26 protein-coding genes and 6 pseudogenes are annotated in these 25,332 nt (G+C 66.9%); 13 read left to right on the top strand and 19 right to left on the bottom strand.

The features are described 5' to 3' along the window. Window positions 1-40: 40 nt before the first annotated feature. The 5 genes from ACIRP2_RS38220 to ACIRP2_RS38200 all read right to left on the bottom strand — a co-directional run bounded on the left by ACIRP2_RS38220 (window position 41) and on the right by ACIRP2_RS38200 (window position 2,934). Window positions 41-580, bottom strand: a complete 540-nt coding sequence (locus tag ACIRP2_RS38220; protein WP_404258378.1) for a copper chaperone PCu(A)C — start codon at window positions 578-580, stop codon at window positions 41-43. Window positions 581-1,086: 506 nt separating this feature from the next. After that, window positions 1,087-1,818: a hydrogen peroxide-dependent heme synthase gene (hemQ, locus tag ACIRP2_RS38215; protein WP_404258377.1), complete on the bottom strand. Its 732-nt coding sequence runs from the start codon at window positions 1,816-1,818 to the stop codon at window positions 1,087-1,089. Between the two features lie 72 nt (window positions 1,819-1,890). Continuing rightward, window positions 1,891-2,064: a hypothetical protein gene (locus tag ACIRP2_RS38210; protein ID WP_404258376.1), complete on the bottom strand. Its 174-nt coding sequence runs from the start codon at window positions 2,062-2,064 to the stop codon at window positions 1,891-1,893. A 118-nt stretch (window positions 2,065-2,182) separates the two neighbouring features. Next, window positions 2,183-2,473 (bottom strand): DUF3817 domain-containing protein, encoded by a 291-nt coding sequence (locus tag ACIRP2_RS38205; RefSeq protein ID WP_404258375.1) that lies wholly within the window; start codon window positions 2,471-2,473, stop codon window positions 2,183-2,185. Continuing rightward, complete coding sequence (locus ACIRP2_RS38200) at window positions 2,470-2,934, bottom strand: DUF2269 family protein (protein ID WP_404258374.1); 465 nt, start codon at window positions 2,932-2,934, stop codon at window positions 2,470-2,472. Before ACIRP2_RS38200 ends, ACIRP2_RS38205 begins: the two co-directional genes overlap by 4 nt. 783 nt (window positions 2,935-3,717) lie before the next feature. On the opposite strand from ACIRP2_RS38200, the gene ACIRP2_RS38195 reads away from it, so the two are divergent. Further along, a complete protein-coding gene (locus ACIRP2_RS38195) occupies window positions 3,718-4,086 on the top strand; it encodes a helix-turn-helix domain-containing protein (protein ID WP_404258373.1) in 369 nt (122 codons plus the stop codon). 95 nt (window positions 4,087-4,181) lie between these two features. Here the strand turns inward: ACIRP2_RS38195 and ACIRP2_RS38190 are convergent. Then, window positions 4,182-4,373 (bottom strand): annotated as a pseudogene (locus ACIRP2_RS38190) (hypothetical protein); the annotation flags it as partial. A gap of 307 nt (window positions 4,374-4,680) precedes the next feature. Here ACIRP2_RS38190 and ACIRP2_RS38185 point away from each other — a divergent pair. Then, window positions 4,681-5,154, top strand: coding sequence for a MarR family winged helix-turn-helix transcriptional regulator (locus ACIRP2_RS38185; RefSeq protein ID WP_404258372.1), 474 nt, complete (start codon window positions 4,681-4,683; stop codon window positions 5,152-5,154). An 862-nt stretch (window positions 5,155-6,016) separates the two neighbouring features. Here ACIRP2_RS38185 and ACIRP2_RS38180 read toward each other — a convergent pair. Then, on the bottom strand, window positions 6,017-6,871 hold the full coding sequence (locus ACIRP2_RS38180; RefSeq protein WP_404258420.1) for a heme o synthase: 855 nt from the start codon (window positions 6,869-6,871) through the stop codon (window positions 6,017-6,019). Between the two features lie 561 nt (window positions 6,872-7,432). Here ACIRP2_RS38180 and ACIRP2_RS38175 point away from each other — a divergent pair. Continuing rightward, window positions 7,433-7,657: pseudogene (locus ACIRP2_RS38175) on the top strand (fic family toxin-antitoxin system, toxin component); the annotation flags it as partial. A gap of 353 nt (window positions 7,658-8,010) precedes the next feature. Here ACIRP2_RS38175 and ACIRP2_RS38170 read toward each other — a convergent pair. Beyond that, on the bottom strand, window positions 8,011-8,187 hold the full coding sequence (locus tag ACIRP2_RS38170; protein ID WP_404258371.1) for a hypothetical protein: 177 nt from the start codon (window positions 8,185-8,187) through the stop codon (window positions 8,011-8,013). 259 nt (window positions 8,188-8,446) lie between these two features. Beyond that, window positions 8,447-9,427: pseudogene (locus ACIRP2_RS38165) on the bottom strand (IS481 family transposase); the annotation flags it as partial. A gap of 157 nt (window positions 9,428-9,584) precedes the next feature. Between ACIRP2_RS38165 and ACIRP2_RS38160 the strand changes: the two are divergent. Beyond that, window positions 9,585-10,470, top strand: a protein-coding gene (locus ACIRP2_RS38160; RefSeq protein WP_404258370.1) for an IS5 family transposase whose coding sequence is annotated in 2 segments (ribosomal slippage) — window positions 9,585-10,127 and window positions 10,129-10,470 — 885 coding nt in all. Because the reading frame shifts where the segments join, the coding sequence is not laid out codon by codon here. A 106-nt stretch (window positions 10,471-10,576) separates the two neighbouring features. Here ACIRP2_RS38160 and ACIRP2_RS38155 read toward each other — a convergent pair. Next, complete coding sequence (locus tag ACIRP2_RS38155; RefSeq protein ID WP_404258369.1) at window positions 10,577-11,026, bottom strand: hypothetical protein; 450 nt, start codon at window positions 11,024-11,026, stop codon at window positions 10,577-10,579. 281 nt (window positions 11,027-11,307) lie between these two features. Between ACIRP2_RS38155 and ACIRP2_RS38150 the strand changes: the two genes are divergently transcribed. Next, complete coding sequence (locus ACIRP2_RS38150) at window positions 11,308-12,279, top strand: SDR family NAD(P)-dependent oxidoreductase (RefSeq protein ID WP_404258368.1); 972 nt, start codon at window positions 11,308-11,310, stop codon at window positions 12,277-12,279. Beyond that, the gene (locus tag ACIRP2_RS38145; protein ID WP_404258367.1) at window positions 12,276-12,881 is read left to right on the top strand and encodes a TetR/AcrR family transcriptional regulator; all 606 of its coding nucleotides are present in this window, start codon (window positions 12,276-12,278) and stop codon (window positions 12,879-12,881) included. Before ACIRP2_RS38150 ends, ACIRP2_RS38145 begins: the two co-directional genes overlap by 4 nt. 471 nt (window positions 12,882-13,352) lie before the next feature. Here ACIRP2_RS38145 and ACIRP2_RS38140 read toward each other — a convergent pair. Beyond that, window positions 13,353-13,691: pseudogene (locus tag ACIRP2_RS38140) on the bottom strand (helix-turn-helix domain-containing protein); the annotation flags it as partial. A 358-nt stretch (window positions 13,692-14,049) separates the two neighbouring features. Between ACIRP2_RS38140 and ACIRP2_RS38135 the strand changes: the two are divergent. Continuing rightward, entirely contained in the window at window positions 14,050-14,628 is a 579-nt protein-coding gene (locus tag ACIRP2_RS38135; protein ID WP_404258366.1) for a DUF6368 family protein, read from the top strand. Between the two features lie 46 nt (window positions 14,629-14,674). Here ACIRP2_RS38135 and ACIRP2_RS38130 read toward each other — a convergent pair. The 4 genes and pseudogenes from ACIRP2_RS38130 to ACIRP2_RS38115 all read right to left on the bottom strand — a co-directional run bounded on the left by ACIRP2_RS38130 (window position 14,675) and on the right by ACIRP2_RS38115 (window position 16,676). Then, window positions 14,675-15,548 (bottom strand): IS5 family transposase gene (locus ACIRP2_RS38130; protein ID WP_404258365.1). Its coding sequence is split into 2 segments (ribosomal slippage): window positions 14,675-15,197 and window positions 15,196-15,548, totalling 876 coding nucleotides; the frame shifts between segments, so codons are not numbered across the junction. 225 nt (window positions 15,549-15,773) lie between these two features. Beyond that, a complete protein-coding gene (locus ACIRP2_RS38125; RefSeq protein ID WP_404258422.1) occupies window positions 15,774-16,145 on the bottom strand; it encodes a hypothetical protein in 372 nt (123 codons plus the stop codon). Window positions 16,146-16,264: 119 nt separating this feature from the next. Further along, window positions 16,265-16,423, bottom strand: a pseudogene (locus tag ACIRP2_RS38120) (hypothetical protein); the annotation flags it as partial. 28 nt (window positions 16,424-16,451) lie between these two features. After that, window positions 16,452-16,676 carry a DUF6225 family protein gene (locus ACIRP2_RS38115; protein ID WP_404258419.1) on the bottom strand — a complete coding sequence of 75 codons (225 nt, stop codon included), beginning with the start codon at window positions 16,674-16,676 and terminating at the stop codon, window positions 16,452-16,454. A 53-nt stretch (window positions 16,677-16,729) separates the two neighbouring features. Between ACIRP2_RS38115 and ACIRP2_RS38110 the strand changes: the two genes are divergently transcribed. The 4 genes from ACIRP2_RS38110 to ACIRP2_RS38095 all read left to right on the top strand — a co-directional run bounded on the left by ACIRP2_RS38110 (window position 16,730) and on the right by ACIRP2_RS38095 (window position 18,802). Next, window positions 16,730-17,002, top strand: coding sequence for a hypothetical protein (locus tag ACIRP2_RS38110; protein ID WP_404258364.1), 273 nt, complete (start codon window positions 16,730-16,732; stop codon window positions 17,000-17,002). 173 nt (window positions 17,003-17,175) lie between these two features. Continuing rightward, on the top strand, window positions 17,176-17,412 hold the full coding sequence (locus ACIRP2_RS38105) for a hypothetical protein (RefSeq protein WP_404258363.1): 237 nt from the start codon (window positions 17,176-17,178) through the stop codon (window positions 17,410-17,412). A gap of 102 nt (window positions 17,413-17,514) precedes the next feature. Beyond that, window positions 17,515-17,745 (top strand): hypothetical protein, encoded by a 231-nt coding sequence (locus ACIRP2_RS38100; RefSeq protein WP_404258362.1) that lies wholly within the window; start codon window positions 17,515-17,517, stop codon window positions 17,743-17,745. A 181-nt stretch (window positions 17,746-17,926) separates the two neighbouring features. Then, the gene (locus ACIRP2_RS38095; protein ID WP_404258361.1) at window positions 17,927-18,802 is read left to right on the top strand and encodes an LLM class F420-dependent oxidoreductase; all 876 of its coding nucleotides are present in this window, start codon (window positions 17,927-17,929) and stop codon (window positions 18,800-18,802) included. Window positions 18,803-19,088: 286 nt separating this feature from the next. Here the strand turns inward: ACIRP2_RS38095 and ACIRP2_RS38090 are convergent, their stop codons facing one another. Beyond that, complete coding sequence (locus ACIRP2_RS38090; protein ID WP_404258360.1) at window positions 19,089-19,916, bottom strand: hypothetical protein; 828 nt, start codon at window positions 19,914-19,916, stop codon at window positions 19,089-19,091. Window positions 19,917-20,165: 249 nt separating this feature from the next. On the opposite strand from ACIRP2_RS38090, the gene ACIRP2_RS38085 reads away from it, so the two are divergent. After that, window positions 20,166-20,873, top strand: a complete 708-nt coding sequence (locus ACIRP2_RS38085; RefSeq protein ID WP_404258359.1) for a hypothetical protein — start codon at window positions 20,166-20,168, stop codon at window positions 20,871-20,873. Here the strand turns inward: ACIRP2_RS38085 and ACIRP2_RS38080 are convergent. Next, window positions 20,867-21,187, bottom strand: a pseudogene (locus ACIRP2_RS38080) (DUF664 domain-containing protein); the annotation flags it as partial. The gene ACIRP2_RS38085 and the pseudogene ACIRP2_RS38080 overlap by 7 nt on opposite strands. Window positions 21,188-21,336: 149 nt before the next feature. Continuing rightward, entirely contained in the window at window positions 21,337-22,215 is an 879-nt protein-coding gene (locus ACIRP2_RS38075) for a MerR family transcriptional regulator (RefSeq protein ID WP_404258358.1), read from the bottom strand. Window positions 22,216-22,490: 275 nt separating this feature from the next. Here ACIRP2_RS38075 and ACIRP2_RS38070 point away from each other — a divergent pair, with 275 nt between their 5' ends. After that, the gene (locus ACIRP2_RS38070; protein WP_404258357.1) at window positions 22,491-24,179 is read left to right on the top strand and encodes a carboxylesterase/lipase family protein; all 1,689 of its coding nucleotides are present in this window, start codon (window positions 22,491-22,493) and stop codon (window positions 24,177-24,179) included. Between the two features lie 65 nt (window positions 24,180-24,244). On the opposite strand, the gene ACIRP2_RS38065 is transcribed toward ACIRP2_RS38070, so the two are convergent. Then, window positions 24,245-25,176, bottom strand: a protein-coding gene (locus ACIRP2_RS38065; protein WP_404258356.1) for an IS5 family transposase whose coding sequence is annotated in 2 segments (ribosomal slippage) — window positions 24,245-24,808 and window positions 24,811-25,176 — 930 coding nt in all. Because the reading frame shifts where the segments join, the coding sequence is not laid out codon by codon here. Window positions 25,177-25,332: the final 156 nt, after the last annotated feature.

Below are 25,332 nucleotides of genomic sequence, written 5' to 3'. Positions count from 1 at the left end.
TCAGGCTTGCGGCGGTTTCCACGCGGGCTCTCGCCTCGGCTCAGTTCGACGGCTGGTACTTCGTCGGCTTGACCGGGACCTGGACCGTGATGGAGTCGGATACGGCGAATCGCAGGTGCAAGGTGACCGTCTCGTCGGCTGTCGGCTTCTGCTTCAGGCCCATCAGCATCAGGTGGTTGCCGCCAGTGCGCAGGGCCAGGGTGCCGCCCGCGGGGATGGTGAACGACTCCACCGGCTCCATCTGGTTCTCGTTCTCGACCGTGGTGCGATGCATCGTCACCATCGAGGCGATGTCGCTGGTCACACTGGTCAGCTCGTCGGGCTGACCGCCGGTGTTGGTGATGGTGAAGTAGCCGGCGGCCATCTCGGCGGTCACCGGCTGGCGTATGCAGGCGCCGGTCACCTTCAGCATCGGCTCGATGTGGGCCACGGACTCCGTGGGTGAGGACGACGTGGACTGTGCCACCGGGGACGAGGAGGAACAGCCGGTCAGTGTTGTGCTGCCGAACAGCAGGGCGGCGATCGCGGCGCGTGGAGGTGGTGTGCATGGAAGGCTCCTGCGTACGAAACGGTGGGGCATTCCGTCCGCTCCGCTGAACGGCGCGGCACGTATGCCGGGAGAGGGGCAAGCCGGCCCGATCCGCTCGCGCCCCCGTCGGCCGAACGCCGTGCACGCACGGAAGCACCCCGGGCCGGAGCCCGTCGGTGGCGAGTGCGTGGCTACGGCCCGGCGGTGCGGGTGCCAGAAGCGGAATCGCCAAGGGCACCGAGCGCTCGACAGGCATGACACAGCACCCGTCACCGGACAGACCGTGTCCAGCGAGAGGGAGAAAGTCGGAGGACTCTCGCCCATGGCACCTGAGCAGCCGTGTACATCCCCGCGGGCTCGGGTACGCGGGAAGGGCCAGGCCGCCAAGACCACCGCGGGCGGCCCCCTGCGGGCGACACACGTGTGCAGCACAGCGGACCGGAGCCGCCGAGCGCCGGCATCCTCTGCCCGGCGGCGTGCGGTGAGCGCCGCCAGCAGTCGTCGAGGGCGGGCCGGCCTGGGACACCCGTACTGTCAGCCGGTCATTTCTCTTCCGCTCAGGCGAGCTTGGCGATCAGCTCGGCGATGTCCTTGCGGCGTCCCGTGTAGAACGGAACCTCCTCACGGACGTGCATCCGCGCCTCGGAGGCCCGCAGGTGGCGCATCAGGTCGACGATCCGGTACAGCTCGTCGGCCTCGAAGGCGAGGATCCACTCGTAGTCGCCGAGCGAGAAGGAGGCAACGGTGTTGGCCCGGACGTCGGGGTAGCCGCGGGCCATCTTGCCGTGGTCCGCGAGCATGCGGCGGCGGTCCTCGTCGGGCAGCAGGTACCAGTCGTAGGAGCGCACGAAGGGGTAGACGCTGATGTAGTTGCGCGGCGTCTCGTCGGCGAGGAACGCCGGGATGTGCGACTTGTTGAACTCGGCGGGGCGGTGCAGCGCCATGTTCGACCAGACCGGCTCGAGCGCCAGGCCCAGCCGGGTGCGGCGGAAGAGGTTGTACGCCTCCTGGAGCTGGTCGGCGGTCTCGGCGTGCCACCAGATCATGAGGTCGGCGTCCGCGCGCAGGCCCGACACGTCGTAGGTGCCGCGGATCGTGACATCCTCGTCGGCAAGCTGGTCGAACAGCTCCTGGACCTCCTCGGCGTACCCGGCGCGGTCCGCGGGCAGGACGTCGCGGAGCTTGAAGACTGACCAGAGGGTGTAGCGGATGACCTCGTTGAGGTCCTTGGCCAGCTTGCCCTTGTTCGGGATCCGGCCGGCCTCGGTGGCGGGGGTGTCGTCACTCATGTTCCTTATTCTCCTGATATTCAGTGCAGACTCTGTACCGGATGCTTGTTCGCCTATTACCGGGTTCGTAATTCACGGGATGAGAGGTTTACCGTCGGGTGTCATGACGTACCACTCGCCGCCGTTCAGGAAGACGTCCTGTCCGCGGTGTTGCCCCGGCGCCTTGTCAGCGGCGTATCGGTAGAGCGGCCAACCGTGATAAGTGACGACGCGACCGTCGGCGGAGTCGGGCAGAGTACCCAACATCCTGCTTGGAACCTCAGAGTTTCAGTTCCCGCGTGGTTTGTGGTCCGGGGGAAGACACAAGGAGCCGAGGTTCATGTCCAGGGTTCATGGACTGAGGGTGTGTTTTTGCGCAGTCAGGTCAGGCCCGCGCAGCTGCTGTTGGTTCTTCGTTGGCGGAGGCGAGTTGGCGTAGGGCGAGGGCGGCTCCAGCGCCTGGGATGAGGGCCAGGACGATGGTCGTGCCTCGTTTCATTGGGTCGCGTAGGACGCTGAGGATGGCGACGAGGTACGCGCAGCCGTGGATGGGGCCGGTCAGCGAGGCAACGGCGGGATAGTGCAGGGTGGCCAGGTTGATCAGGAGGACAGCCAGGGAGGCGAACTCGACCACGGCCGCGATTTTTAGATGAGTGCGGTTGCGGCCCATGGTCATGCTCCAGTGGTGGAGCCGGGGCGAACGATCATCAGGACGGTGACAATCGCCCACAACAGGTTGAAGAAACCGGTGAACATGGCTAGCCGAGCCGTGCGTGACTGTTCGATGGGGTTGTGGTTGGTGATGTCATCGAGGAGTTTGTCCTGGCGGGGCAGCACGAAAGCGACGAGGATGCCGGCCGCGGCTGCGGTCAGGAAGATGGACGTGATCAACCAACCGCTACCCAGGGCGTTCATGTAGGAGGCGGTGGCGAAGCCGAGGACGGGTACGGTCAGGCCGATGCCTGCATAGACGCGGCAGATGCGGTGCAAGAGCTGGACGGTTGCGGTCCCGGACGGATCTGGGCCGTTGGCTACCGCACGACGGGCGGCTGGCGGGAACATGCTGGCGGCGACACTGACAGGGCCGATCGCAATGATGGCGGCCAGGACATGGAGAGAGAGGAGGATCTTGGTCATGGCTGGTTGCACTTTGCGGAGTTCAGGGTGTCTTCGGTGAGCATGAAGGTTCCTTGGTGCAGGTATGTGGACGCGCCTCCGCCGGCCATGGAAGGGCACCACTCGGTGTCCTGCGCTTGCGTTCGAAGCCATCGGCGGAGTGCCCGTTGTGGTGACGAAGGGATGCCATCGCCTCCCTACTTGCAGGGCAACTGAAACCTAGCATGACTCTGCGACTCAAGAGCAGAGGGGGCTGAACTCCGTTGCTGCTCAACCTCTCTGTAGGCTGGCGCAATTGCGTGGGTGAACGAGGCTCTGGGGCGCCAGCCGTATCGTGCCCTTCGGTGTCCTCGATCCCGCGGACGTGGAACTCGCTGTCACTCGGGCAGTCCGACAGGCGCTGTCGGACCAGCACGCATGGATGGCTCGTGACCGAAGTCCGCGAGCGGTGCAACGTGATCGTGGCCGGAGCGAGCGCCGGGAGCACACTGATCACGGCTCAGCTTGGCGACATGTCGCCGGACACCCTGGATCTGGTCCTGATCGACTTGGCCCCCAAAGCCCGGCGAGGGGGACGTGTGCGGGTGCCTGTCCCTTCTTCAGGGAGCCGCTGCGGGAACAGCCTGAAGCGCCGTTGCGACAGTGGGCCGCCTCGTAATTCCCAAGAGGCTGCTGGTGGCAACGGCCATAATCGTGCGGTCAGTAGAGCCGCCACGTGGGAAGGGGGACACACGGCGCCGAATCTCAATCGCGTGGAACTCTCTGTCCTCGGTGCGCCGATGACTGTTGCCTGTGCGTACAACCATGACCGAACACCGCAATGCCTCACTCACGCCCGAGGGTCGACTGCGCCTGTGCCTCCGCGTGGCCGTCGGGCGGCCGATCGCCCACGTCGCCGCTGAAGCCGGGATCTCCCGCCGCTGCCTGGCGAAGTGGTACGCCCGATGGCGCGAGCACGGCGACGACGGCATCCTCGACCAACCCTCCCGACCGGCGGCCAGTCCCACCCGCACGAGAAGGGATATCGCGGACCTGGTCGAGGCACTCCGACGGCGGACGAAAGTACGGGCCCGCCCGGCTTGCTGCCGAACTGGAGCGGCTGCACGGCATCACCGTGGTGCCGGCCGCCGTGCACCGCATCCTCGTCCGACGTGGCCTGAGCCGGCTGCGTGATCCGGACCTGCCGATCGGCAAGGACCTGCGCGAAGTCGTCCGGTACGAGCATGAGCGCCCCGGCGGCATGGTCCACGTCGACGTGAAGAAGCTCGGCCGAAGGCGGACACTCCCAGCCCGGCCAGGTGCGCCGTCACACGGCCGGGGCCGCATCCCAGGTCCGCGACCGGCCCCAGACCTTCGACCACGAGGCCTACAAGCAGCGGAACACGGTCGAGCGGCGCATCAGTAAGCTCAGGCAATGGCGGGGCCTGGCCATTCGGTACGACAAGACCGCCACCATCCACCTCGCGGAGCTCCACCTCGCCGGCACCTTCATCTGGTCCGCGAGGTGATCCGAAGGAAACGGCCTAGCCGGGACGGGGCTCGCTCTCGACGGACGGACCCTATTACGTCGAGAACCACTTCACGGGGCGCCGTCGCGGCACGGTAAGCGCCGGACTCAGGTCCCGCAGTTCGTCGTCTGAGTAGTCGGCGAGCGTAACAACGAGGCCGAGCGGGATGCTGGAGGAGAGCCGGTATGTGGACAACGGTATACAGTCCACCTGCAGGTTCTGGCACGGTGGGGCCAGGGAGGCCGACAAGGAGACGTGCGTGGCAGAAGCGAGACATAGCGGCTCGACGGGGTATCCGATGAGTCCAACGATGATCATGATCCTACAGGCGCGATCCTTGGAAGCCCGAGTTGAGGACGGGCTGAAGGCGATGGGCCTGTCCCTACGTCGACTGGGTCTCCTTGGGCATCTGCGGGCGGATCCAGGAATTTCGTTCAGCGCGCTGGCACGGCGTGCAGGGATCAAAGTGCAGAGCCTGCACCCGATTGTCGAAGCGCTGATCGCCGAAGGCTATGTCAATACGGTCGGTGGCGTGGGCCAAGGCCGTGCGGCGGTGATTGAGCTGACGGACCAAGGCGTCGAAGCGCTAGAGCGCGCAAACCAGCTCCTCGCCGAGTATGACCGCGACGTGTTTGCCGAGGATGAGTGGAAGGATCTCGGTGCTGCCCTCACTCGGCTTGGAGAGGCGCTGTGGCGTCAGCGCATTGCCTCGTCTCGATCAGGAAACAAGTAGGCACCACCTCACCAGCCGACGTCGTTCGGGGATCGCGATCCTGTGAATCGGGGCACGATTGCATCGCTTTCGTCCCTTCTACGTGATCGAAGGGTGGGGTGCCGGCAACGCTGGTTAGGTGGCCGGTTCGGGAAAATGATGTCTGCCCACCGGTTGAAACGGACCACATCACCACCGGCCGGCGAACGCAACCTTGCGGGACTGATGCGCAGCGTTGCACGCTGATTGTCGGGCGTCCACACGCTGTAGCGACCGAGACCGCACTGGCTCGGCGCGCTGTCTGTTAGCCGAGTGCTGCATGCTCGGCAGTACAGGATGGCCCCGGATCGAGGAGCGCGTTCAGACGACCTTGGTAGCTCCCGCTCTTCGCTCGCCTGCGGGACGCAAGGGCCATCACCGCCCCGGACGCGGCCTGGTGTCGGCGTGTCTGTCCGGCTCTTCTCCATGAGGTCCACGACCTGCCCGCAGACTCTCCGGCCCTCACCTCATCGACCACCGACGAGACCGAGATGAAGGTCGACCTTCTCATCCGAACAACACTCGGCGCGCTGGGCGGCTCTTCTGCGACCTGGGTAGACCAAGCCCTCGACCCCTTGGCCGAGGCATCCGACAACGGTCCGTTCCCGCAGGCTCCCGAAGATTCCGGGTACGGCTGACCGGGAGACCGCACGGCGCTGGAGGCTTACGCTCGCGCCCATTGGGGCCTTCAGTTGAGTGACAAGCAGCTTGGCGGAGAGCTGCCGGCCCCGAGCGGCTCGCTCAGTCCTGGGAGCGGCGCACGTCCCAAAGCAGCAGGAGTCTGCCGAGGGCTGGGGATCGCTCAAACAAGGGCCAGTCGGCTCGCGCCAATGAAGTCCTTGACTCAGAGCGTCAGATGGAACAAAGGGTCTATGGCAACCGCCATGAAGACGAGGGTGAGATAGGTGATCGAACTGTGGAAGACGCGCATGGACCGGTCACTCGCTGTGTCGGATGTCCGGGTTTGCCAATAGAAGCGGCAGGCGTCGTAGAGGAACCAGCTACCCGATGCGACGATGACCGCCGAATACAGCAGCCCCATCCCGGCGGCCGGGATGAGCACCATCGAGCACAGCACTGTCGCGAACGCATAGGCGACCACTCGGGCGGCGACAAGGCGTGTGCCCCGCATAGCTCCGAGCATCGGTACGTTCGCGGCGCGATAGTCGTCGCGGTAGTTCACTGAGAGCGGCCAGTAGTGAGCGGGCGTCCAGAGAAACACCAGCACGAAGAGCACGACCGCCGGCCAGGCGAGCGTGTCGGTCACCGCGCTCCACCCGATGAGCGTGGGAAAGCAGCCCGCGATTCCTCCCCAGACGATGTTCTGCTCAGTCCGGCGCTTGAGCAGCACCGTGTACACCACCACATAGAAGAAGATCGCGAACGCAGACAACGCAGCCGACAGCAGGTTGACCGTGATGAGGAACCATGCAGTCGATGCGACGGCGAGAGCCCATGCGAATGTAAGCCCAGCGCGAGGCGACACCTCACCGGTCACGAGAGGACGCTTCGCCGTCCGCTTCATCCGCGCGTCCAGGTCCCGGTCGAGATACATGTTGAACGCCGCAGCCGACCCTCCACTGAGTATCCCGCCAGTCACGGTCGCAGCAATCAACCACAGATCGGGAATCGCTCGCTGCGCAAGCACCATCACGGGAGCTGTCGTCAGGAGCAGCAGCTCCAAGACGCGCGGCTTCATGAGCTCCACGTAGGCCCAGATCCGGCGGAGAAGAGGGCGACGGCATACAAATACCGGCCGTCCTGCGAGTTCGTGCATCTGATTCGACCCTTCGTGCGTGCCTCTTCGTAGAAGCCGCTTACAGTCTAGCTGCAAGTGGAGTCACCGTCCGCACGGGGCCACGTCCTCTGCCCGCCCGATGGCGGCGGGACGGTGCGCGGCACTGCGGAACACGTGGACGACCCTGGGCCGCCCAAGCGCATAGTTCAGCGCCCTCCTGCGGTTCTGCAGTCCCGACCGAAGCAGCGAGCGTCTTCAGGCCGGCCGACGTCATGCCGCGAAGAAGCAGACACAGGTCCGGCTGGAAGAGGACGTCCTGGGGGCCGGCAAGGCGGCCGCGCGTGCCCGCTGACTGGACTTCAACAAGTACGTGGAGCGACTCATCATCGAGGACACCACCGGCGCCCGCGCCGCCGGCATGGCAGCGGCCCAGCGGTTCATCGACGTGCACGGCCCGTTCCTCGACGATCTGTAGCAGCAGCGCGACGCCCGGTACACCGACCCGCAGCCGGGCGTCGCCACGTGATCCTGCGCGTCGACGAATCCTGGGTCCTCGAAGTAGCACAACGGGCCGGCCGCCGCGATCCGGCTGCCGACGACTACGGCGTGCCCATCGCCGCCGTCGCCCGCCATCACGGCGAGCTGCTCGATACCCCCGTCTGCGAAGGTGCCTACGCCCGCGCCGCCGCCCTGGTCCACACCCTGGGCCGCTGTCGTTGGCTGGCCCGCTCCCATCTCACCGCCGCCTGCACCGCCGCCCGCATCGTTCCCTTCCTGCGCACCTGCAAGCTCTGACCCCGGGCTGAGCGGGCCGGACGACCCGTTGTCCGAGCAGCGCCCGGCTTTGGCTTCACGGAGGGCAGCTGGGGTGCGGCGAGCAGAAGCACCCCGACGCCTGTGCCAGGACCGCCCCGTTGAAGGCGGGCCCGTCCCGGTTGGGGGGCTAGCCTCGCTGTTTCGGTTGGCGTCGGCTGATCCGGGTGATCCATGTGCCGGGGTCGCGGGGCTGTCTACGGACGTTGGGCATGGCGAGGTCCCGGCGCTGGGGCCGGGTGCTCCTGGGTGCTCGGGTCGTGGGTGGTCCGCGGCGACGTAGTCGGTCAGGTGGCGGGTCGGGGCAGTGCGATGAGGCGGCTGAACGCCGCGGCCAGTTCGTGGTGCCAGGGCCAGGTGGCGGCGATCCGCAGGCGTAGGCGGCGGGCTCCGCGGTCGGGGTGCAGGCGGTGTGTGCGGCGCGTCGGGCAGCGCAGTAGTTCGAGGGTGGGGGGAAGCGACACGGGCACAAGGCACTCCTGGCAAGGGTGAAGGGAAGAGACCGTGCGGCGCGCTCAGAACTCACTGCCCCGCAAAGGAACGGGCAGCGCCCAAGGCGTGGTTCACGCAGCAGGCACACCAAGGAGGGCGACGCCGGACGGCGTCGCCCTCAACGTCTTCCGATCACAGGAAGCAGCAGTGCGGGATGCACATGAATGCCACGTCATGAGCCTGCGAGTTGGCGAAGTCCCTCACGCCCGCCGGAGTTGGGAGACACGGCCTGGTGTATTGACCCGCATCGTTGTTAACGCGGGTGATGGGCGGGTGCCCGTCGAGTGCGGTGTGGCAGCGGTGGTGGTTGTAGGTGTGGAGGAAGTCTGCCAGGGCTTCGGTCCGCTGGGTGTTTGAGGTGTAGGGCCGCAGGTAGGCCCATTCGTCGAGCAGGGTGCGGTTGAAGCGTTCGACCTTGCCGTTCGCCTGCGGACGGTAGGGCCGGATCTTTTTGTGGGCGATGCCCGCCGTCGTCAGGGTCTGGGTGAAGAGCTTGGACTTGTAGCAGGCGCCGTTGTCGGTCAGGACGCGTTCGACGGTGATGCCGTGGGCGGCGAAGAACGCGTTGTCCCGCTGCCAGAAGGCGATGGCGGTGTGCTGGCGTTCGTCGGGCAGGACTTCGCTGTAGGCCGGGCGGGAGTGGTCGTCGACGGCAGAGTGGATGTAGCTGTAGCCGATCACCGGTGTGGAGCTCTTGCGCTCGGTGGTGGTGGCCTGGCGATTGCGGTCGCCGGCTGTGCGGCCGACGGTTCGCCATCCGCCGCCGTCGGGGATGTTGCCCAGCTTCTTGATGTCGACGTGGACCAGCTCGCCCGGCCTGGCCCGTTCATAGCGGCGGACCGGCTCGCCGGTGGGTCGGTCCAGCCAGGCCAGACGGTTCATGCCGTGGCGGAGAAGGATGCGGTGCACGGTCAAGGCCGGCATGCCCAGGATCGGGCCGATCCGTGCCGGGCCGAGTTTGCGGCTGGTCCGCAGGTGGCAGACGCGTGCTTCGACAGCGGCAGACGTGCGGTGCGGGGTGGTGCGGGGCCGGCTGGAACGGTCGTGCAGGCCCGCATCTCCTTCGGTTCGCCAGCGGCGGACCCATTTGTGGGCGGTGGGCCGGGATATGCCCATCTCCGCGGCCACATGCGCGACCGGACGGCCCGCCAGGACACGTTCGACCAGGATCCGTCTGCCGTGGACGGTCAGCCGGGCATTACGGTGGGACACGAAGACCTCCGTGCGGTGAAGCCTAGACACCTCCACCACACCGGAGGCCTTCGCCATGATCAAGACCAGTCAGCGTTAACAACGCTCGTGATCAATACACCTAGGTCGTGTCAGATGGCTCGCGTGACGCTCCCGCTGGGTACTCGTTCTGTGGGGCATGGGGCGGGGAGATCTTTCGGATGAAGAGTGGGCTCGGCTGGAGCCGCACTTGCCAACGAATCATGGGCGGGGCGGACGCTGGCAATGCCACCGTCGTGTGATCAACGGGATTCTGTTCCGGCAGCGGATCGGCCTCCCCTGGCGGGACCTGCCTCCCTGCTTCGGTAGCTGGAAGACGGTTCACGACCGTCATCGCAGGTGGTCGGCGGACGGCACGTGGGAGAAAATCCTGCGGGCCGTCCAGACCAACGCCGATGCCGAGGGCCGGATCGACTGGAGCATGGTCAGCGTCGATTCCACGACCTGCCGCGCTCATCAGCACGCGGCTGGAGCCTCCACCCGCGCCCCGAAGACCCAGGGACGGCGCAAGAGCCCGGCGCGCCACCGCTCCGATGAGGCCCTGGGGCGCTCGCGAGGTGGGCTCACAAGCAAGATCCACCTTGCGGGAGAGGGCGGGCTCCGCCCGCTCGGGTTTGTCATCACGCCCGGCCAGTGGGGGGACGCACCACAGATGATTCCCGTTCTGGAAGAGATCCGCGTGCCCCCGGCAGGCTGGTGGACGACCGCGCACTCGGCCCGGCCACGTCGGGGGAGACAAGGCGTACTCATCACGTAGTAACCGGCGCCACCTGCGCAGACGCCAGATCAAACACACCATCCCCGAACCGAGGGACCAGCGGGCCAACCGCCGGCGGCGCGGCAGCCAAGGCGGCCGACCCGCAGCGTTCGACAAGACGATCTACCGCCGACGCAACGAAGTCGAGCGGACCATCAACCGGCTCAAGAATTTCCGAGCCGTCGCCACACGCTTCGACAAGCGGGCGTACGTCTTTCACGGGACCGTTACCGTGGCTGCTATCCGCCTATGGCTCCGTCCCTACTGAAACGCCCCGTTCAGAGCTCATCGGCACCCGGGTAGTGGTGGCGCAGTTCGCTGAGCACGCGCTCGTCGACAGCCCTGACGTCCCAAGAGCAGCTGTCGAACTCGGTCTACCAGGGTGGGCGGGTGTCGCGGCGTGCTTCCGGGGTCTGCTCGGGCAGGGTCGTGTCTTGGTCGGTGCGCAGCAGCATGCCCGGGTCGGGCTCGAAGTCCTCATTGGGCGGTGCAGGCTGGTGGAATCGCTCGGTGCGCGGAATGGTGACTTCCACCAGCCGGCCCTCCTGGAACATCCATAGCCCGAAGCAGTCGTCGTCCTGGTCGCGAAGCAAAACTTGCACCGTATGCGGATGCGGCCACGGCAGCGACTCCAGCTGCTTGAGCAGGCCCTTGCGGGCACGCATTTTCTCGAACTCCAGGGCCCACCCGAACTCGTAGCCCCATTGCCCCGCTATCGGGACGAAGCGGCCTCGCCACATGCGTTCCGGATCTTCCTGGGTCAGCGGTTCCATGACCTCGTCCGACCAGCGGGCGAGCACGATGACCTCGGCATCTCTACTCATGCCGGAGTATCACCGCATCCGCCTAATCCACCGCAACCAATTTCCTCAACCGGCCAACGCAGGAAACGGTGGGCGGACTGGCGACGAGCGCTCAGTGCCAGCGAGCCCGACGACGGCGCCTTCAGAGAAGCCCATCTGCGCCTAAGCCACGGCCCTGATCAGCTCACACGACTCATCGGACAGCCCCTAGTTGCCGCCGTGGTGTCGATCAGCCGGCGTGTCAGCTGTGGTTTCGGCGCTCGATGCGGAAGTGAACCACATGTTACGGTACTGAGTACCACTTGGAACTCGATACCGAGGAGTCTGCCATGGGCAGCCGGACCATCGTGTTGACTGGAGTGACCCGCGGTTTCGGCCGCGAGTCCGTCGAGTTGCTGATCCGGGAACGGCCGCAGGACCACTACGTCGTGCTGGCTCGCCGCGGCGGCGAACGCCTCGCTGCGGAACTCGCCGAGGCCACCGGTGCTTCCGGGGTCACAGGCGTGGACTGTGACCTCGCTTCGCTCGCCGAGATCAGGCGGGCGGTGGAGGAGATTCTGCGTGGGCTCGAGACCAGGCACCTGCCGCCGCTCGGTGGCTATCTCGGCAACGCCGGCCTGACGGTCACGACGACCGAGAAAGGCACCACGGACGGGTACGAGATGACCTTCGGGGTCAATGTGCTATCCCACTACCTGCTCGTCAGGGAGCTGCTGCCCCGGTTTACCGGCCCGGGCTGGATCGTGCTCACCTCGAGCGACTGCCACTTCGGGCAGTTCCGCTATACGCTCGGCGCCACGCCGCCGCCGCGCTGGGAGACGCCGGAACGACTGGCCACGCCTCGTGCCGGTGGCGCGCGGGAGGCCGGGCGGGCGTACGCGACCAGCAAACTCGGCGTCATCTACCTGACCCACGCGCTGGCCCGCCGCCTGCCTGAGAGCGTCGGCGTCTACTCCTACAACCCGGCGCTCGTCGCGGGCACCGATTTCTTCCGCCACGCCCCTGGGCCCGTGCGGGGCGTACTCAACGGATTCTTCCAGCTTCAGCGATTCGTCGGCCGGGGCATGACGCCGCAGCAGGCGGGCGCCCGGCTCGCTGAGACGATCCTGACCGGGCTGACCGCCCGGACCGGCTCCTACCTCGATCGCGGCCGCAACGTCCCGTCGTCGCCGGAGTCGCACGACGAGGCCCGCGAGGAGGAGCTGTGGCGCGAGGCCGCCCGCCTCGTCGACGCTGACCGCCGGGCGGGACGGGCGGATATCCTGGCCGAATGAGCACGAACAAGGTTCCGGTGGAGTCGTTGCGGGACCGCAAACGCCGCCAGACCCGGGAACGGATCATCGAGACGGCCTTCGCGCTCTTCATTGAGCGGGGGTTCGATGTCGTCACCGTGGACGAGATCGCCCAGCGGGCCGAGATCGGCCGCACCACCTTCTTCCGCTACTTCGGCGACAAGCAGGAAGTCGTCTTCTCCACCGAGGACGACTTCCTGAGCGCGCTCACCGCGGCCATGCACGATGCGCCCGCCGAGCCGCTCCAGGATCTCGCGCAGGCACTGGCCACATCTCGGCTGCTGCTGCTCGCGATCTGCACCGAGGCCGCCCGCAACCCCGGCCACTACGCGGTCTACCACCGTCTGGTCAAGCAGCACCCCGAGCTCGAAGACCGCCACACCCGCAAGACCCGGCACTACGCCGACCTCCTCGAGAAACACCTGATGGACCACGGCACCCCGTCGGCCACCGCCGTCCTCGCCGCCCAGTTGACCTTGGCCTGCTACCAGGCAGCTTGGCGCCTCGGCAGCCACGACGCGACGGCGGTGCTCCGCGAGGCGAATGACGCCTTCGACCTCCTGCTGGGTGCCACCGCCGCATGACCGGCGGGCTGGCCTTCGCTCGGCCGGGACATGCGCCACCTCGCAGCGGGCTCGATCACCAGTCCAGTCCTGTTCCCGCTGGGGAGTTGAGCCTTCGTCGCGGTCGGCCGACCGGGCCGCGAAGGCCCGGACCCCCAACGGGGTTGCTGATGTCCCAGTCCAAGGCCGCGCTGGCCGACTGGGTTCAGCACCGCGCCCGACCGTGGATCTTCAAGCCCGTCAAGCAGGTGTTCATCCCCAATCCGGGGACCACGTAACCGGCATCGCACGTCAAGGGCGGGGACGGGTCATACGGACACGGACCCGTGACTGCACCTACGGCCCCACATCAGCCGCCTCTCCAATCGGTCAGTCCACTCGAATTCGTGCAACCTCGTGTCGCACAGTCTTCCTCCCAGTGCCCGGGGACGGCACGGTCTTCAGCCTCGGCCAGACGCTTGCTGATCAGGACCTCCGGCGAGACGTGAGCCCATACTCGCGCAGCCGTTGATGCGTGACGAGCTTCGCCTCCTTCGGGCGAAGCACCAGCAGGTCCGCTTTCCACTGCGCAACCGAGGCCCGGTAGTCCAGCTTGCCTCCACGGGTCGCCGCGTTGCGACGAAGCTCGCGGGAGATCGTCGACGGAGCACGGCCCAACCGGCGCCCGATCTCATGGACTCCGGCTCCTTGTACCCGCAGCAGGGCTATCTCTTCACGCTCATGAAACGACAGATACCGCCCCGCGAGCGGAGCAAGATCGAACGACGGCATGCCCCCACGCTGCCGGAACCACCGGGTGCCGGCAGCCGAGGACACACTGACCACACATGCCGGAGTCTTCAATCGCCGACTTCAGCGCATGCGGATGCACGAACTCGAACCTCTTGGGCTGGAACGAGCAGTGCAGCTCATCCGCGAACATGGCCAGCCCGTGCGCACAGGGCTGATCAATGCTGCCGATCGGACATGGGCCACCCTGCTCTTCCTCACCGAGGACGGCGGCGCACTAGGGCCTGTTGCGAGCGGGTCTCGACCGTGGAATGGTCACACAAGGCGGGTCGGCGTAATCTGGCGAACGATCAGTAGGTCTGAACCGGAACTGCGGGTGTGGCCTGTAAGAGACCGGGGCGGACCCTCAATCTGACCGGGCAGCAGCTCCGCTGAGACCGCGACCGGTTCTGGAGGTGTGATGGGCGGGCCGGCCGTAGGACTCTGGTTACCGGAGGAGCGCAGCGCGCTCGACGCTGTGCCGTGGCTGGGCAGTTTTTGTCAGGTGCAGACGTCAGACGGGTGTCTTGAGTTCCGTGTCCGCGAGCCGTCGGCACTCGGTCTCTACGGTCTCGGAAACTTGTCATCAGGTCCCTTCCACCTGGGGCTGGATTCCCTGGACGATTTCCAAGAGCTGGGGTTTCCAGGGATCGATCGGCCACCCGTCGCTGAATTGGCCCTGGTCGCGTACTGCTCCAGCCAAGATGACCATTTGTTGCTCGGGCATCTCGCCTTGTTCCTTGCCGAGCGCTTCAACGCTCTGATCAACTTTTACGGCCTGCTCGGATACGGCTCCTTCCATGACCTCTCCGAAGAGGAAGGGCCAGCCCGCCTGATCGAGGCCCGCGCACTGGTGACGTCACTCCCGGGCCGCGTCTGGGAGACGCAGTACGCCACGTACGGAGGAGGCCACAGCTATAGCCACATCGGCGACCGCGAGTTTCTTGTTGCCTGGCTGCGGCACCCCGAATTCCGGATGATTCGGGAGATTAAGCCGTAGGGCCACGCGGGGCTCTCCTGACTGGATTCTGTTGAAAACATGCTGATCAGAGCCACTTGTTGACGGCTGCGACCAGAACGGTCGCTTCGTAGCGGACGGCCAGCTTGTCATATCGCGTCGCCACTGCCCGATGACGCTTGCGGCGGTTGATTCCGCACTCCACCGCGTGGCGATCCTTGTAGTCGTTTCTGTCGAACTTGGGCGGGCGCCCGCCACGGGAACCGAGCCTCTTGCGGTTGCGCACCTGGTCAGCCTTCTCCGGGACCGTGCAACTGATCCCGCGTCTACGCAGGTACGCCCGGTTCGCGCGGGAGCCGTACGCCCTGTCCGCCCGAACCTTGTCTGGCCTGGTGCGCGTCCGACCCCAGCCGATGCGGGGAACCTGGATGCCCTCCAGGACCGGCTGAAACTGCGGACCGTCATGGCACTGGCCAGCGGTGACAAGCAGAGACAGCGGCTTCTGCCCCCGCTCCACGGCCAGATGCAGCTTGGTGGTCAGCCCGCCACGCGACCGCCCAAGGCCATGGTCGTCCGGTTCGGCGAAGACACACCGGGAGGCTCCTTCTGCAAAGCCCCGCTTTACGCGCCCCGGCGGCGTGCCGGTGGGCCCGGGCGACTGTTGAGTCCACGCTGACATCCCACGTGATCAGGCCCTTCGCGTCGGCCTCGGCCTGTAGCCGCACGAAGATGCGCTGCCAGGTGCCGTCGCGCTGCCACCGCCGGAACAGGTCGTAGGCCCGGTCCCAAGGCCCGTATCGTTCCAGCACATCGCGCCACGGCGCCCCGGTCCGTGTCCGCCATCGTATGCCGTCGATCAACTGCCTCCGTGACCACGTCGGCGGACGCCCAGGCTTCTTACCCCGCGGCAACAACGGCTCCAACCGTGCCCACTGGCTGCTGGTCAGGTCACCACGATCCACGGCCAGTGATCATCCATGACCTTGATCCACTTTCGCAACAGGCCCTAGTGCTCCAGCCGGACTTTGATGTTTTGCCTGGTCAACGGCTTGGGATTGGGGAGCGTATCGGGGTGGTGCTGGAAGCGGGGCGGGTTTGCTGTGCCCGTCTCGCGAACGAGTGCCCTCGCCGTGTGTAGTGACATCGGCGGGCTCCGGCCTGGTGCCGACGGCGCTATCGTGACCAGTTCATCGAGTGGTCGCCCTGTGTCGCAGGATGTCGGTGGGCAGCTGCCAGCAGACGGCGAATCTCGGCTGGTGTGAGGTCCACGATGTCGGGCGTGTCCCGTTCGGTTCCCCTCTTTCTGACGCGCGGGCGGCGGTGACGGCCAGGAACGCGTGGGCGAGCATGGCGAGAGTGATGTGCCGGTGCCAGCCGGTGTAGCCGCGGACTTCGTACTGGTCCAGGCCGCACTCGTTCTTCGCGCTCTGGAAGCACTCCTCGATCTTCCAGCGGCAGCCGGCGATCCGCACCAGGTCGGCGAGGGTTGCCTGCGGGGGTGCCGAGGCCAGGAAGTAGGCCAGCTCGTCCGGCTTGGTGATGCTGTGGCGGGCGAGCATCCATCGCTGGTGGGTGGGCTCGTCACCGTCGAATTCCCAGACAGCCGGCAGCCGGGCAGCGGGGAGGCAAGTGCTCGCAGGACCATCGTGCGGGCCAGGTCGTTCTTCGTCGCGAAGCCACGCTCGCTGGGGATGTTGGCAGCGCGGCAGCGTTCTGCTTCGTCGGTCCAGGACTTGGGCAGGTAGACCTCGTGGTCGACCAAGGCGTGGCCCAGAGTGGTGGCGTAGGCGGCGAATGCGGAGTGCGGTTTTTTTCTGGCCAGTCTGGCAGCGCGCACGGACAGCCTGAGCGAGAACGCGTGGGGTTCAGTCCAGCCGGTTGTACGTGTCCGGCTTCCAGTCGGCGAACAGCGTCAGCGCTTCTTCCGTCTCGGTGCGCTCCGGCGTGGTGCCGGTGGCCGGCCACCAGTTCTCGACCTGGCGAGCGTCTACAAGTAGGAGAACCTGCCGATGATTGCTGCCGAGGCAGTCGCGGCCGGGCTGGACACCCCGACGTTGTGCGAGCTCGCCGGGTTGCCTTGCAAAGCGGATGCTCGCGATATCCGCGACGCGTTAGAGCAAGCTCTCTCCGAGGCCGAATCGAGTTGCCTGATCCGGGCCTGGCACGGCGCCACGCGCTGCGTCGGCTGGCGGCGAGGCTGATCAATGGGGAAATCGGTCCCGCCGACCTGGCGACGGATGACTGGTGGGAGACGGAGGTCGAAACCGTTGAGGAGCGATCGTTCGAATCGCTGATCCCGCAATGCGAGTGCTGCTTTGAGTACACGTTGGGGCTTGACCAGCGAACGTGGGCGGCGGAGCTGCGGATCGCCGCGCTCGCCCTGACAGCGTCTCCGCCGATCAACCCGGGCTGCTGACTCTGCCCTGATGGCATGCTTTCCCCCATCAAAGGCGTGTACCGGTTGAGCAAACTTCACCGAGGTGGCTGTTCAGCGGCCTGGTTCAGAAAGGCCCGCGCGGAGTCCACGTAGCGGATGGCGGTCTCCTCGTCGATGCCGAAAACGGGGGCGAGGTGGAGGGGGTCGGCGCCGTGGGTGAGGGCCTCTTCGAGCTGGCGGTCGACGCGGAGCCGTTCGAGGGTGGCGGTGAGGTTGCGGGTGGCCCGGGTGGTCCAGAGTTTGCCGGCCGGGCCGAGTTCGACAGCGGTCTTCTGGGTGATCAGCAGGTGGGGGTTGGCCGTGTTCGGCCAGCGGTTGCGGCGGTGGTCGAGCCAGTCCAGGACAGCCTGGAGGGCGAGGTCGTCGAGTGGGCGGACGTTGGCTGCTGACGGTGATGCGCCGGTTGCCCAGGTCGACGTCCTCCAGCCGCATCGTCCGAATCATCTTCGGCCGTGCCGCGTGGACGGCAGGCCAAGGCGACGATGAGCCGCATGTCTGGGCTAGCGGCCGCGGCGATGGTTTCGTCGATGTCCGCCTGGTCGAATGGCTTGGAGGACGCCTTCGGTCTGCCGGGGGACACGGATGCGGATCATGGGGTTGCGGAAGATCTGGCCGTTCTTCTTCACGTGCCGGAGACCGGCGGCCGCGGAATCTCAGTCGTGTACCGCTACTCGCGAGATCTGGACGCCGCGCTCGTCCTGTGGTTGATCGCCGGACCGTAGACGACCAGCCCGACCACACGCACGAGCCCGCCACCAGTGGCGGGCTCGTGCGTGTTCGACGTCTCGTGGTCCGTTCGACCAACTGAGGGAACGACGGGAATCGACCCGGGACGCCCTCCGGTCGACAGTGGCTGGAGACGTGATGATCACGGCACAGCCCACCACCCGGAGGGAACACCCGATGAGCGACACCACAGTCCCCCTGAAGCAGCGAGTCGGCCGGTACGGCACCTGGAGCGTCGAACTGCGCTCGGAGGACCCGGCCCGGCGCTGCGAACTGGACGAGGCTGCAGCCGAGTTGGAGGAACTCGGGTACGGCGCCATCTGGCTCGGCAACAACAGCACCGCCGACCACGCCGCCCCGCTGATCGGGGCGACGCGCCGCATCGTCGTCGGCACCAGCGTCCTGAACATCTGGCAGCAGGAGGCCGCCACGACCGCGGCCGGCTTCGCCGAGGTGGAATCGGCGCACCCCGGCCGCTACCTGGTGGGTCTCGGCGTGAGCCACGGCCCGCTGGTGAAGGACTACAGCCGCCCGTACGAGGCGATGACCGGCTACCTCGATGAGCTGGACGAGGCCGGCGTCGCCGCCGACAGCAGGGTGCTGGCCGCGCTGGGCCCGAAGATGCTGAAGCTGTCCGGCAGGCGGGCGGCCGGCGCCATCCCCTATCTAGTCACGCCCGAACACACCGCCCAGGCCCGCGAGATCCTCGGCGAGGGCCCACTGCTCGCCCCGGAGCTGAAGGTGGTCCTGGAGACCGACCCGGCCAGGGCCCGCGCCCTGGCCCGCGACGCCCTCGCCATGTACCTCACCCTGCCGAACTACACCAACAACTTCCTACGGCACGGCTTCACCGAGGCCGACCTGGCCGAGGGCGGCAGCGACCGCCTGATCGACGCGGTCTTCGCTTGGGGCGACGAGGACCGCATCCGCGACCGCATCGACACCTTTCACCAAGCAGGCGGGGACCACGTGGCCCTCCAGGTGCTCACCGGCACCCACGCGGGCAAGCTCCCGAGGGAGGAATGGCGCAGGCTCGCTTCTCTATTGGGATAACCGCCTCGGGGCGTCGTCCGTCAACGCGAAGCGCAGCACTGAGAGCTGAACGAGTGGGAGGCTATGGTCGCCGACCAGCCTGACTGTCGTGTCTCGGGCCCGCACGCCGTCGCGATGCTCAAAGAGGCGGGTCTGGTCCAGATCGAGCGGTAGCCAAGCGCAGTGAAGGCCGCATCGTCCGCGAAGCCCCCAAGAAGTAGCCCTCAAGAGGGGAGAACCTCATGGGGTGTGGCGGCTGTGGACCTCGCGAGCAGTCCGGCGCGCGGTCCACCGCCGCCCACCAACGTCATGTAACTGGGGGCACCCAAGCGGAGGGGAGGACGATCGTCGCAGAACCAGGAGTACCGACGGCGGCGAGAAGCCCATGGGGAGCCGGACCCGTCGCGTCAAGGACGTGCACCGTGTCGTCGAAGGACGTCGCGCCCCGGAAGTCCACCGTGCCGCCGGAGAACTCTGCGCCGCTGAAGTCGATGGTGACGCCGGTGAGGTCGAGATCGTAGCCCTGCCAGGAGCGGTGGGTTCCCTGGGGGCGTCGGTAGTGGTCGCCGATGAGACGCAGGATTGTGTGCCGCACCGCACGCAGGGCCAGGTACCGGTGGTGCTCCTCCTGGTGAGCGGGGTCCTCGCCCGGGTCGGGGGCGAAAGGAAGCCGGAGGTAGGCACACAGGACGTCTACGCAGGTCTGGCGCAGGTCATGTGTGGGGGCGTCGTCGGCAAGGCCGGCCAGGGCGAGGACCCCGCCGAGCCGAACCGCGGGTGAATCGGATCCGAGTTTGTCGACGGCCTGGGAGAACCGCTCTGTGTGCAGCTTGGTGGCTTCGCGGTGGGCGCCGGCCTCGTCGACGCGCTGGCGGCGGTAGGCGACGACCAGGGCGACGAGCGCGGCGGCCCCGGCGACGACCCCGAAGGAGAGTTTGACCAGGTCGAAGAGTGTCCTGGCGTCGAGTTCGGCGGCGGTGTCGATCTCCTTGAAGTCGAGTAGCACCACCAGCCCGTAGAAGATGCCGCCCGCGACCAGGACCGCAGCAGCGAAGGTGAGGGTCAGCGCCCGGCCGACCTTCCACAACCGCAACTCCCGTTCATTTGGGGGCGGTGCCCCTTGGTCGGATGCCATGACGATGAAGACTAGGCACTGAGGTCGGCGGTTGCAGCCAGCCCGACGGGGCACGGGATCCGGCTTGCAGGGGCGTTCTCTTCGTAGATCGGCTGGGCGCGGCCCGGGCATGGCTCCGAGCCGAGCTCGCGTAACAGCCTGGGTGGGCAGGGCGGTCTTGACGTCTGCGTCTACTGCCCGTGCAGCTAAGATTCTTTCCGACTGCTGGTTTAGGGCCGATTCTCCTTGATCCCACAGGAGGCACCGGTCATGCCCGAGCCGTTCGAGCTCCCAGCAGACCTCAGCGCACTGGACGACGAGCAGCTTGCTGCCGCCCTGGCGGGCGCTGTCGAAGTGTTCGACGCCAAGGCGAAGTCGAACCTCGTCACCGCCGACGACATCACGGCGCTGCGCGACCTCACCTCCGGGATCGAGGCGATGCGGCAGGAGCAGCACGACCGGATCAACGCCGCGAAGGCCACTGCTGCGAAGACCGAGCAGCTTGCCGCGAAGGTTCGGGGCGAGGACCCGGCGGCGGCCGCTGCCGTGGAGCCGTCCGCCGTGGAGCCGCAGGATGCGCCCGCCCCGGAGCCGCAGGACACGCTTGCCTCGGATGTGGCGGCGTCCGCGTCCGTCGCGAAGCGGCACGCCCTCAACCTGGCCTCGGTTCGGGCCGTGCAGCCGCGTGTACTGCCCGAGCCGCCCGCCCCGACGACCGTCATCACCACGGCCGGCGACGTTCCCGGGTACACGCCGGGCGCAGCGACGCGAGCGGAGAACTCGGCCTTTCTCCACCCCGCGCAGCTGCTTCCAGCCGACCTCGGGGTGGGCGGGGATGACCGCGTCGACGGACGCCGTGGTGTAGAGCGCGACGTTGGCTGCCCCGGCCCGGCTTGTGCCGAAGCGCACCTCGATCGACTGCGGGGAGCGGACCCATTCGAGCCGGATCATGTGGTCGAAGTCGGCACGTATCACTGAAAGTGAGCACGTGGGCCAAGGACGTTGAAAAGCTTCACCTTGGGCCGAGGCCACCAGGGCACGTGGCCAGGGGAGTCGATGGCGAGGGCGGTGATTGTTGCGTCTGAGTGCTCCCAGACGCGACGGTAGCGGTCAGTGATCTCCTCGCGCGTCTCGTGCTCGGTTGCCCACATGTCGGCGCCGCGCTCCCCGGCGTCGTCCCACCGGGGCAGCAGCTCGAGGAACGGTCGGTCGAAGACCTCCCCGAAGTACCTGGACTCCCAGATCGACAGGTGCTTGACCAGGCTGAGGAGGTTGGAACATCCCGCCGTCGGTTGTCGGTGCCGGCTATACGCAGTGGGAGATGATCCCCACCGGGTATCGGTGTCCCTTGTATGACGGCGACGCGCTGTCCACGGACGCCCCTCCCAGCATGACCAACCCGAAGATCATCCCACCCGGTCAGCCAACGTGGCAGTGTCGGTCAGGCCCTCGAAGTCGAAGGTGCACTGGCCGCTATCGAGATCGATAGTCCGTCGGTCAGCCATTTATGAGCCACGGTCATATTCATCACGCGCCCGCCGGTGGCGATGCCGACCAGGGCCCAATAGCGTTCCAGGCGGGGGTCGAAGCCGGATGACCTCGACACCAGCTCATGCAGGTATTCGCGGAAGGCGGGGGTGTCCGACTCCCGCCGGGCTCGTGCATGGGCGGATACGAAAGCGTTCACCGCATCCCCGGCGCTGGGCGGCAGACCCTGGGCCAAAGCGGCGGCTGTCAGAACGGCAGCATCGTCGATCTCCCCGTAAAAGGCCGGGGCGTCCCTCATCTCTTCGTCGTGGTCCTGGGTCCAGCGGGTGAAACTGGGTGTGGAGATGAGCAGATGAAGCTCGGCGTAGGCCAGGGCCATAGCGGGATCGGGGTCCTGTGGAGGGTCGGGGGACAGCATGGCGATCATGATGTCGAGCCGTCGCTTGGGCATGGCCGCGGACAGCTCGCGATACCAGTGATCGGTGAGAGTGCGATGCGCCTGCGGGAGTCGCTGCACGCGCGAGAGGATCTCCAGACGCCGGAGCCGTTCCTCGCTCGGGCAGTCGTCCAGGGACTTGAGTGTGGCCTGGCGCCACCGCAGTTCGATCAGTCGTTCCTGCACCACTTCGAGCTCGGTTGCCACCAGCTCGTCGAAGGAGCACTCACCGGTGACCACCTGCGTGATGGTCGCGATCGGAGTGTCCAGCGCCCGTAGGCGTCTGATGAGACGGATCCGCTCCCACGCCTCAGGACCGTAGCGCCGATGACCACCGGTGCTACGGCTGGCCACGGGCAGCAGACCGCTGTCGGAGTAGTAGCGGAGGGTCTTCACCGGGACTCCCGTTCCGGCCGCGAGTTCACCGATGCTCCACGTGTCTTGCGTCACAGTCTCTTGAACCTCCAGCGCGCGGGAGGTCCTAGCGTATTGAGCACTGACCGCGTCGGCCCGCACCGTTCCCCACCGCTCAGGCCTCGTTCCGGCCTGACCGGCCTCGTCCGATCCCGTCCGACCAAGAACAGTGGGTACGTATGTCCCCGACCATGACAGCACCGCGTCCATGCCGAAGAGACAGGCTCCGTACGGTGCTCTTCCCTTTGCTCTGCGCGATGGCACTACTCACAGTCACCGCCGTACCGGCGGCCGGCGCACAACCCGGTTCCCCGCACTCCGCGAGGCAGAGCGGTACCGTCGTACGGACCGACCACGGCCTGGTACGCGGCGTGTCACACGGCTCGTACACCACCTTCAGCGGCGTTCCCTACGCTGTGCCGCCGACCGGACCGCTGCGCTGGCGCGCCCCGGTGCCCGCCGCCACGTGGCATGGTGTCCGGGATGCGACGACGGCGGCTCAACGCTGTGTGCAGATGCCGACATCAGGTGCGGGCGCGGTCCTCGGGTCGGAGGACTGCCTCTACCTCAACGTCACGATGCCGACGCCAAAGCCGGCCGGGCAGAAGCGGCCCGTGCTGGTGTGGATGCACGGCGGTGCGTTCTTGGGCGGTTCCGGCAGTGACTACAGCACCGAACAACTGGCGGTCCGGGGTGACACGGTCGTCGTCACGGTCAACTACCGGTTGGGGATCTTCGGTTACTTCGGCCACCCCGGGTTGGGCTCTGCCCCACCGTTCGGCCTGGCGGACCAGCAGGCCGCCCTGCGCTGGGTGCGGACGAACGCGGAGCGCTTCGGCGGTGATCCGGGCAGTGTCACGCTGTTCGGTGAGTCCGCAGGCGCCCTCAGCATCTGTGCGCACCTCACCTCGCCGACGGCCGTCGGACTCTTCCAGCGGGCCGTACTGCAGAGCGGCTCCTGCTTCATGTCCTTCCCACGCGGCGCCCTCGGACCCGGAATACCGGCGTACGAGCCGTTCGCCTCACAGCGCGATGTCCAAGCGGCCGGTGCGGAAGCCGCCCGGCAACTGGGCTGCACAGCGGGCGGCGGAAATGAGGTGCTGGCGTGCCTGCGAGGGCAGAGCACGGATCGCCTCGCCACCGCGCAGCTGATGCAGTCCTTCAACCGGCCCGCCTTCGGCAATTCGCTGCTGCCCGTGGCGCCGGACCAGGCGTTGGCGTCGGGACGCTTCCACCGCGTGCCGGTCATCCAGGGCACCAACCACGATGAGATGCGGATGTTCGTCGGCCTGTCGCTCGCCGCGTTCCCGATCCGCACCGAGAACGACTATCGCGCCCGTCTGGTGGACGCCTTCGGGCTTGCAGCCCCAGCCGTCGAGGCGCAGTATCCGGCAGCACACCACCCCACGCCCGCACTGGCCTGGGCCGCGGTACTGACCGATCGATCCCTCACGTGCACCACACTGGCAGCCAGCCGGGCTATCGCCGCTCATGCCCGCGGCCTCCCCCTCTACGGCTACGAGTTCAGCGATCCGGACGCTCCTGTCCTCACCGGTCTGCCAGCGAACCCGGGCTTCCCCTACGGTGCGGCGCACGGCTTCGAGATGCCGTTCTTGTTCTCCTCCTTCCCCACCGAGCGACCGCTGACCGACGCCCAGCGCGCCCTGTCGGACCGGATGGTCGACTACTGGACGAACTTCGCGCACACCGGCAACCCGAACACCCCGGACGCCCCGCTCTGGCCTGTCCTCCGCCCTTCGTCACCTCTCGCGCGGTCGGTGCAGTCGTTGGCTCCCGGACCAGGCGGAATCCACCCCGTCGATGCGGATTCCGCACACCACTGCTCGTTCTGGGACCGCCTGCCTGATGATTTGCGCACCGGCCGGGACCATGTAGACCAAGAGGTGTTGCGCTGGGCCTTCAGTCGGCTTGGTGCAGGTTCCTGATCAGTAGGTGGTTGGCCGGGGTTGATCAGTTTGGTGCCTGGTGGTGTTAGGCGCTGTTTCTCGGATCATGTTCGGAGCCAGATCATGAGGGCTGCGAGGGTGACGGTGCCGAGGTAGATGTAGGCGCGTTTCTCGTAGCGGGTGGCGACTGCGCGGAAGCCCTTCAACCGGTTGATGGCGCGTTCGACGGTGTTGCGTTTCTTGTAGTGCTCGCTGTCGAACCTGGTGGGCCGGCCGCCTCGAGAACCTCGGTTCCGCCGGTGTCTCTGCTGGTCGAGACGTTCGGGGATGGTGTGTGGGATTCCGCGTCGTCGCAGGTAACGGCGGTTTCCCCGGGATGTGTAGGCCTTGTCCGCCAGGACGCGGTCGGGCTTGGTGCGGGGTCGGCCGACTCCGGTGCGGGGCACGGAGACCTGCTCCAACACGCGCTCGAGTTGAGGGCCGTCACCGTAGTGTCCGGGTGTCAGGACGAACGCGAGGGGGCGGCATCGTCCTTCGGCGGCGAGGTGGATCTTGGTGGTGAAGCCTCCGCGGGAACGTCCCAGACATTCGCCGATCTGACCACCTCCTCCAGCCGGATGGCCAGTTTCCGAAGCACCGGATCGACCTGGTTCGTCCCCCGGGCGGCCCCCTTTTGAGGAACGGCGGCCGGGGGCGCTTTCCTCGCGCCGGCGGCGTGCTGGTGGGCCCGCACCGCTGTCGAGTCCACCGACACGTCCCAGTCGATCCCGCCCGCGGCATCCTCGGCTGCCTGGATGCGAGACAGCAGCATCTTCCAGGTTCCATCAGCTGACCAGCGACGATGCCGTTTATAGACCGTTTCCCACGGCCCGAACCGCTCCGGCAGATCCCGCCACTGCACACCCGTCCGCACCCTGTAGAGAACCCCGTTGATCACCCGCCGGTGATCGCTCCACCGTCCCCCACGCGCACCACCAGGAGGCAAGAACGACTCCAGCCGATCCCACTCCGCATTCGTCAGATCTCCACGGCCCATGAAGCCAGCCTGCCCCCAACACCCCACCCACGTCCGGAGATCCGAGAAACAGCGCCGCGCTTTAGAAGTCATCTCAATTGGTGAGTCTTCGGTAGCAGATGAGGGTGCAGGCGATACTCGTGAAGGCGAGGAAATGGTCGGCTTTGCGCTCGTAGC

The organism is Streptomyces sp. NPDC101194 (assembly GCF_044767885.1).
In the GTDB taxonomy this organism is placed as follows: Bacteria; Actinomycetota; Actinomycetes; order Streptomycetales; family Streptomycetaceae; genus Streptomyces.
Note: the sequence above shows the minus strand (reverse complement) of the source record. Positions and strands in the feature narration are given on the sequence as shown.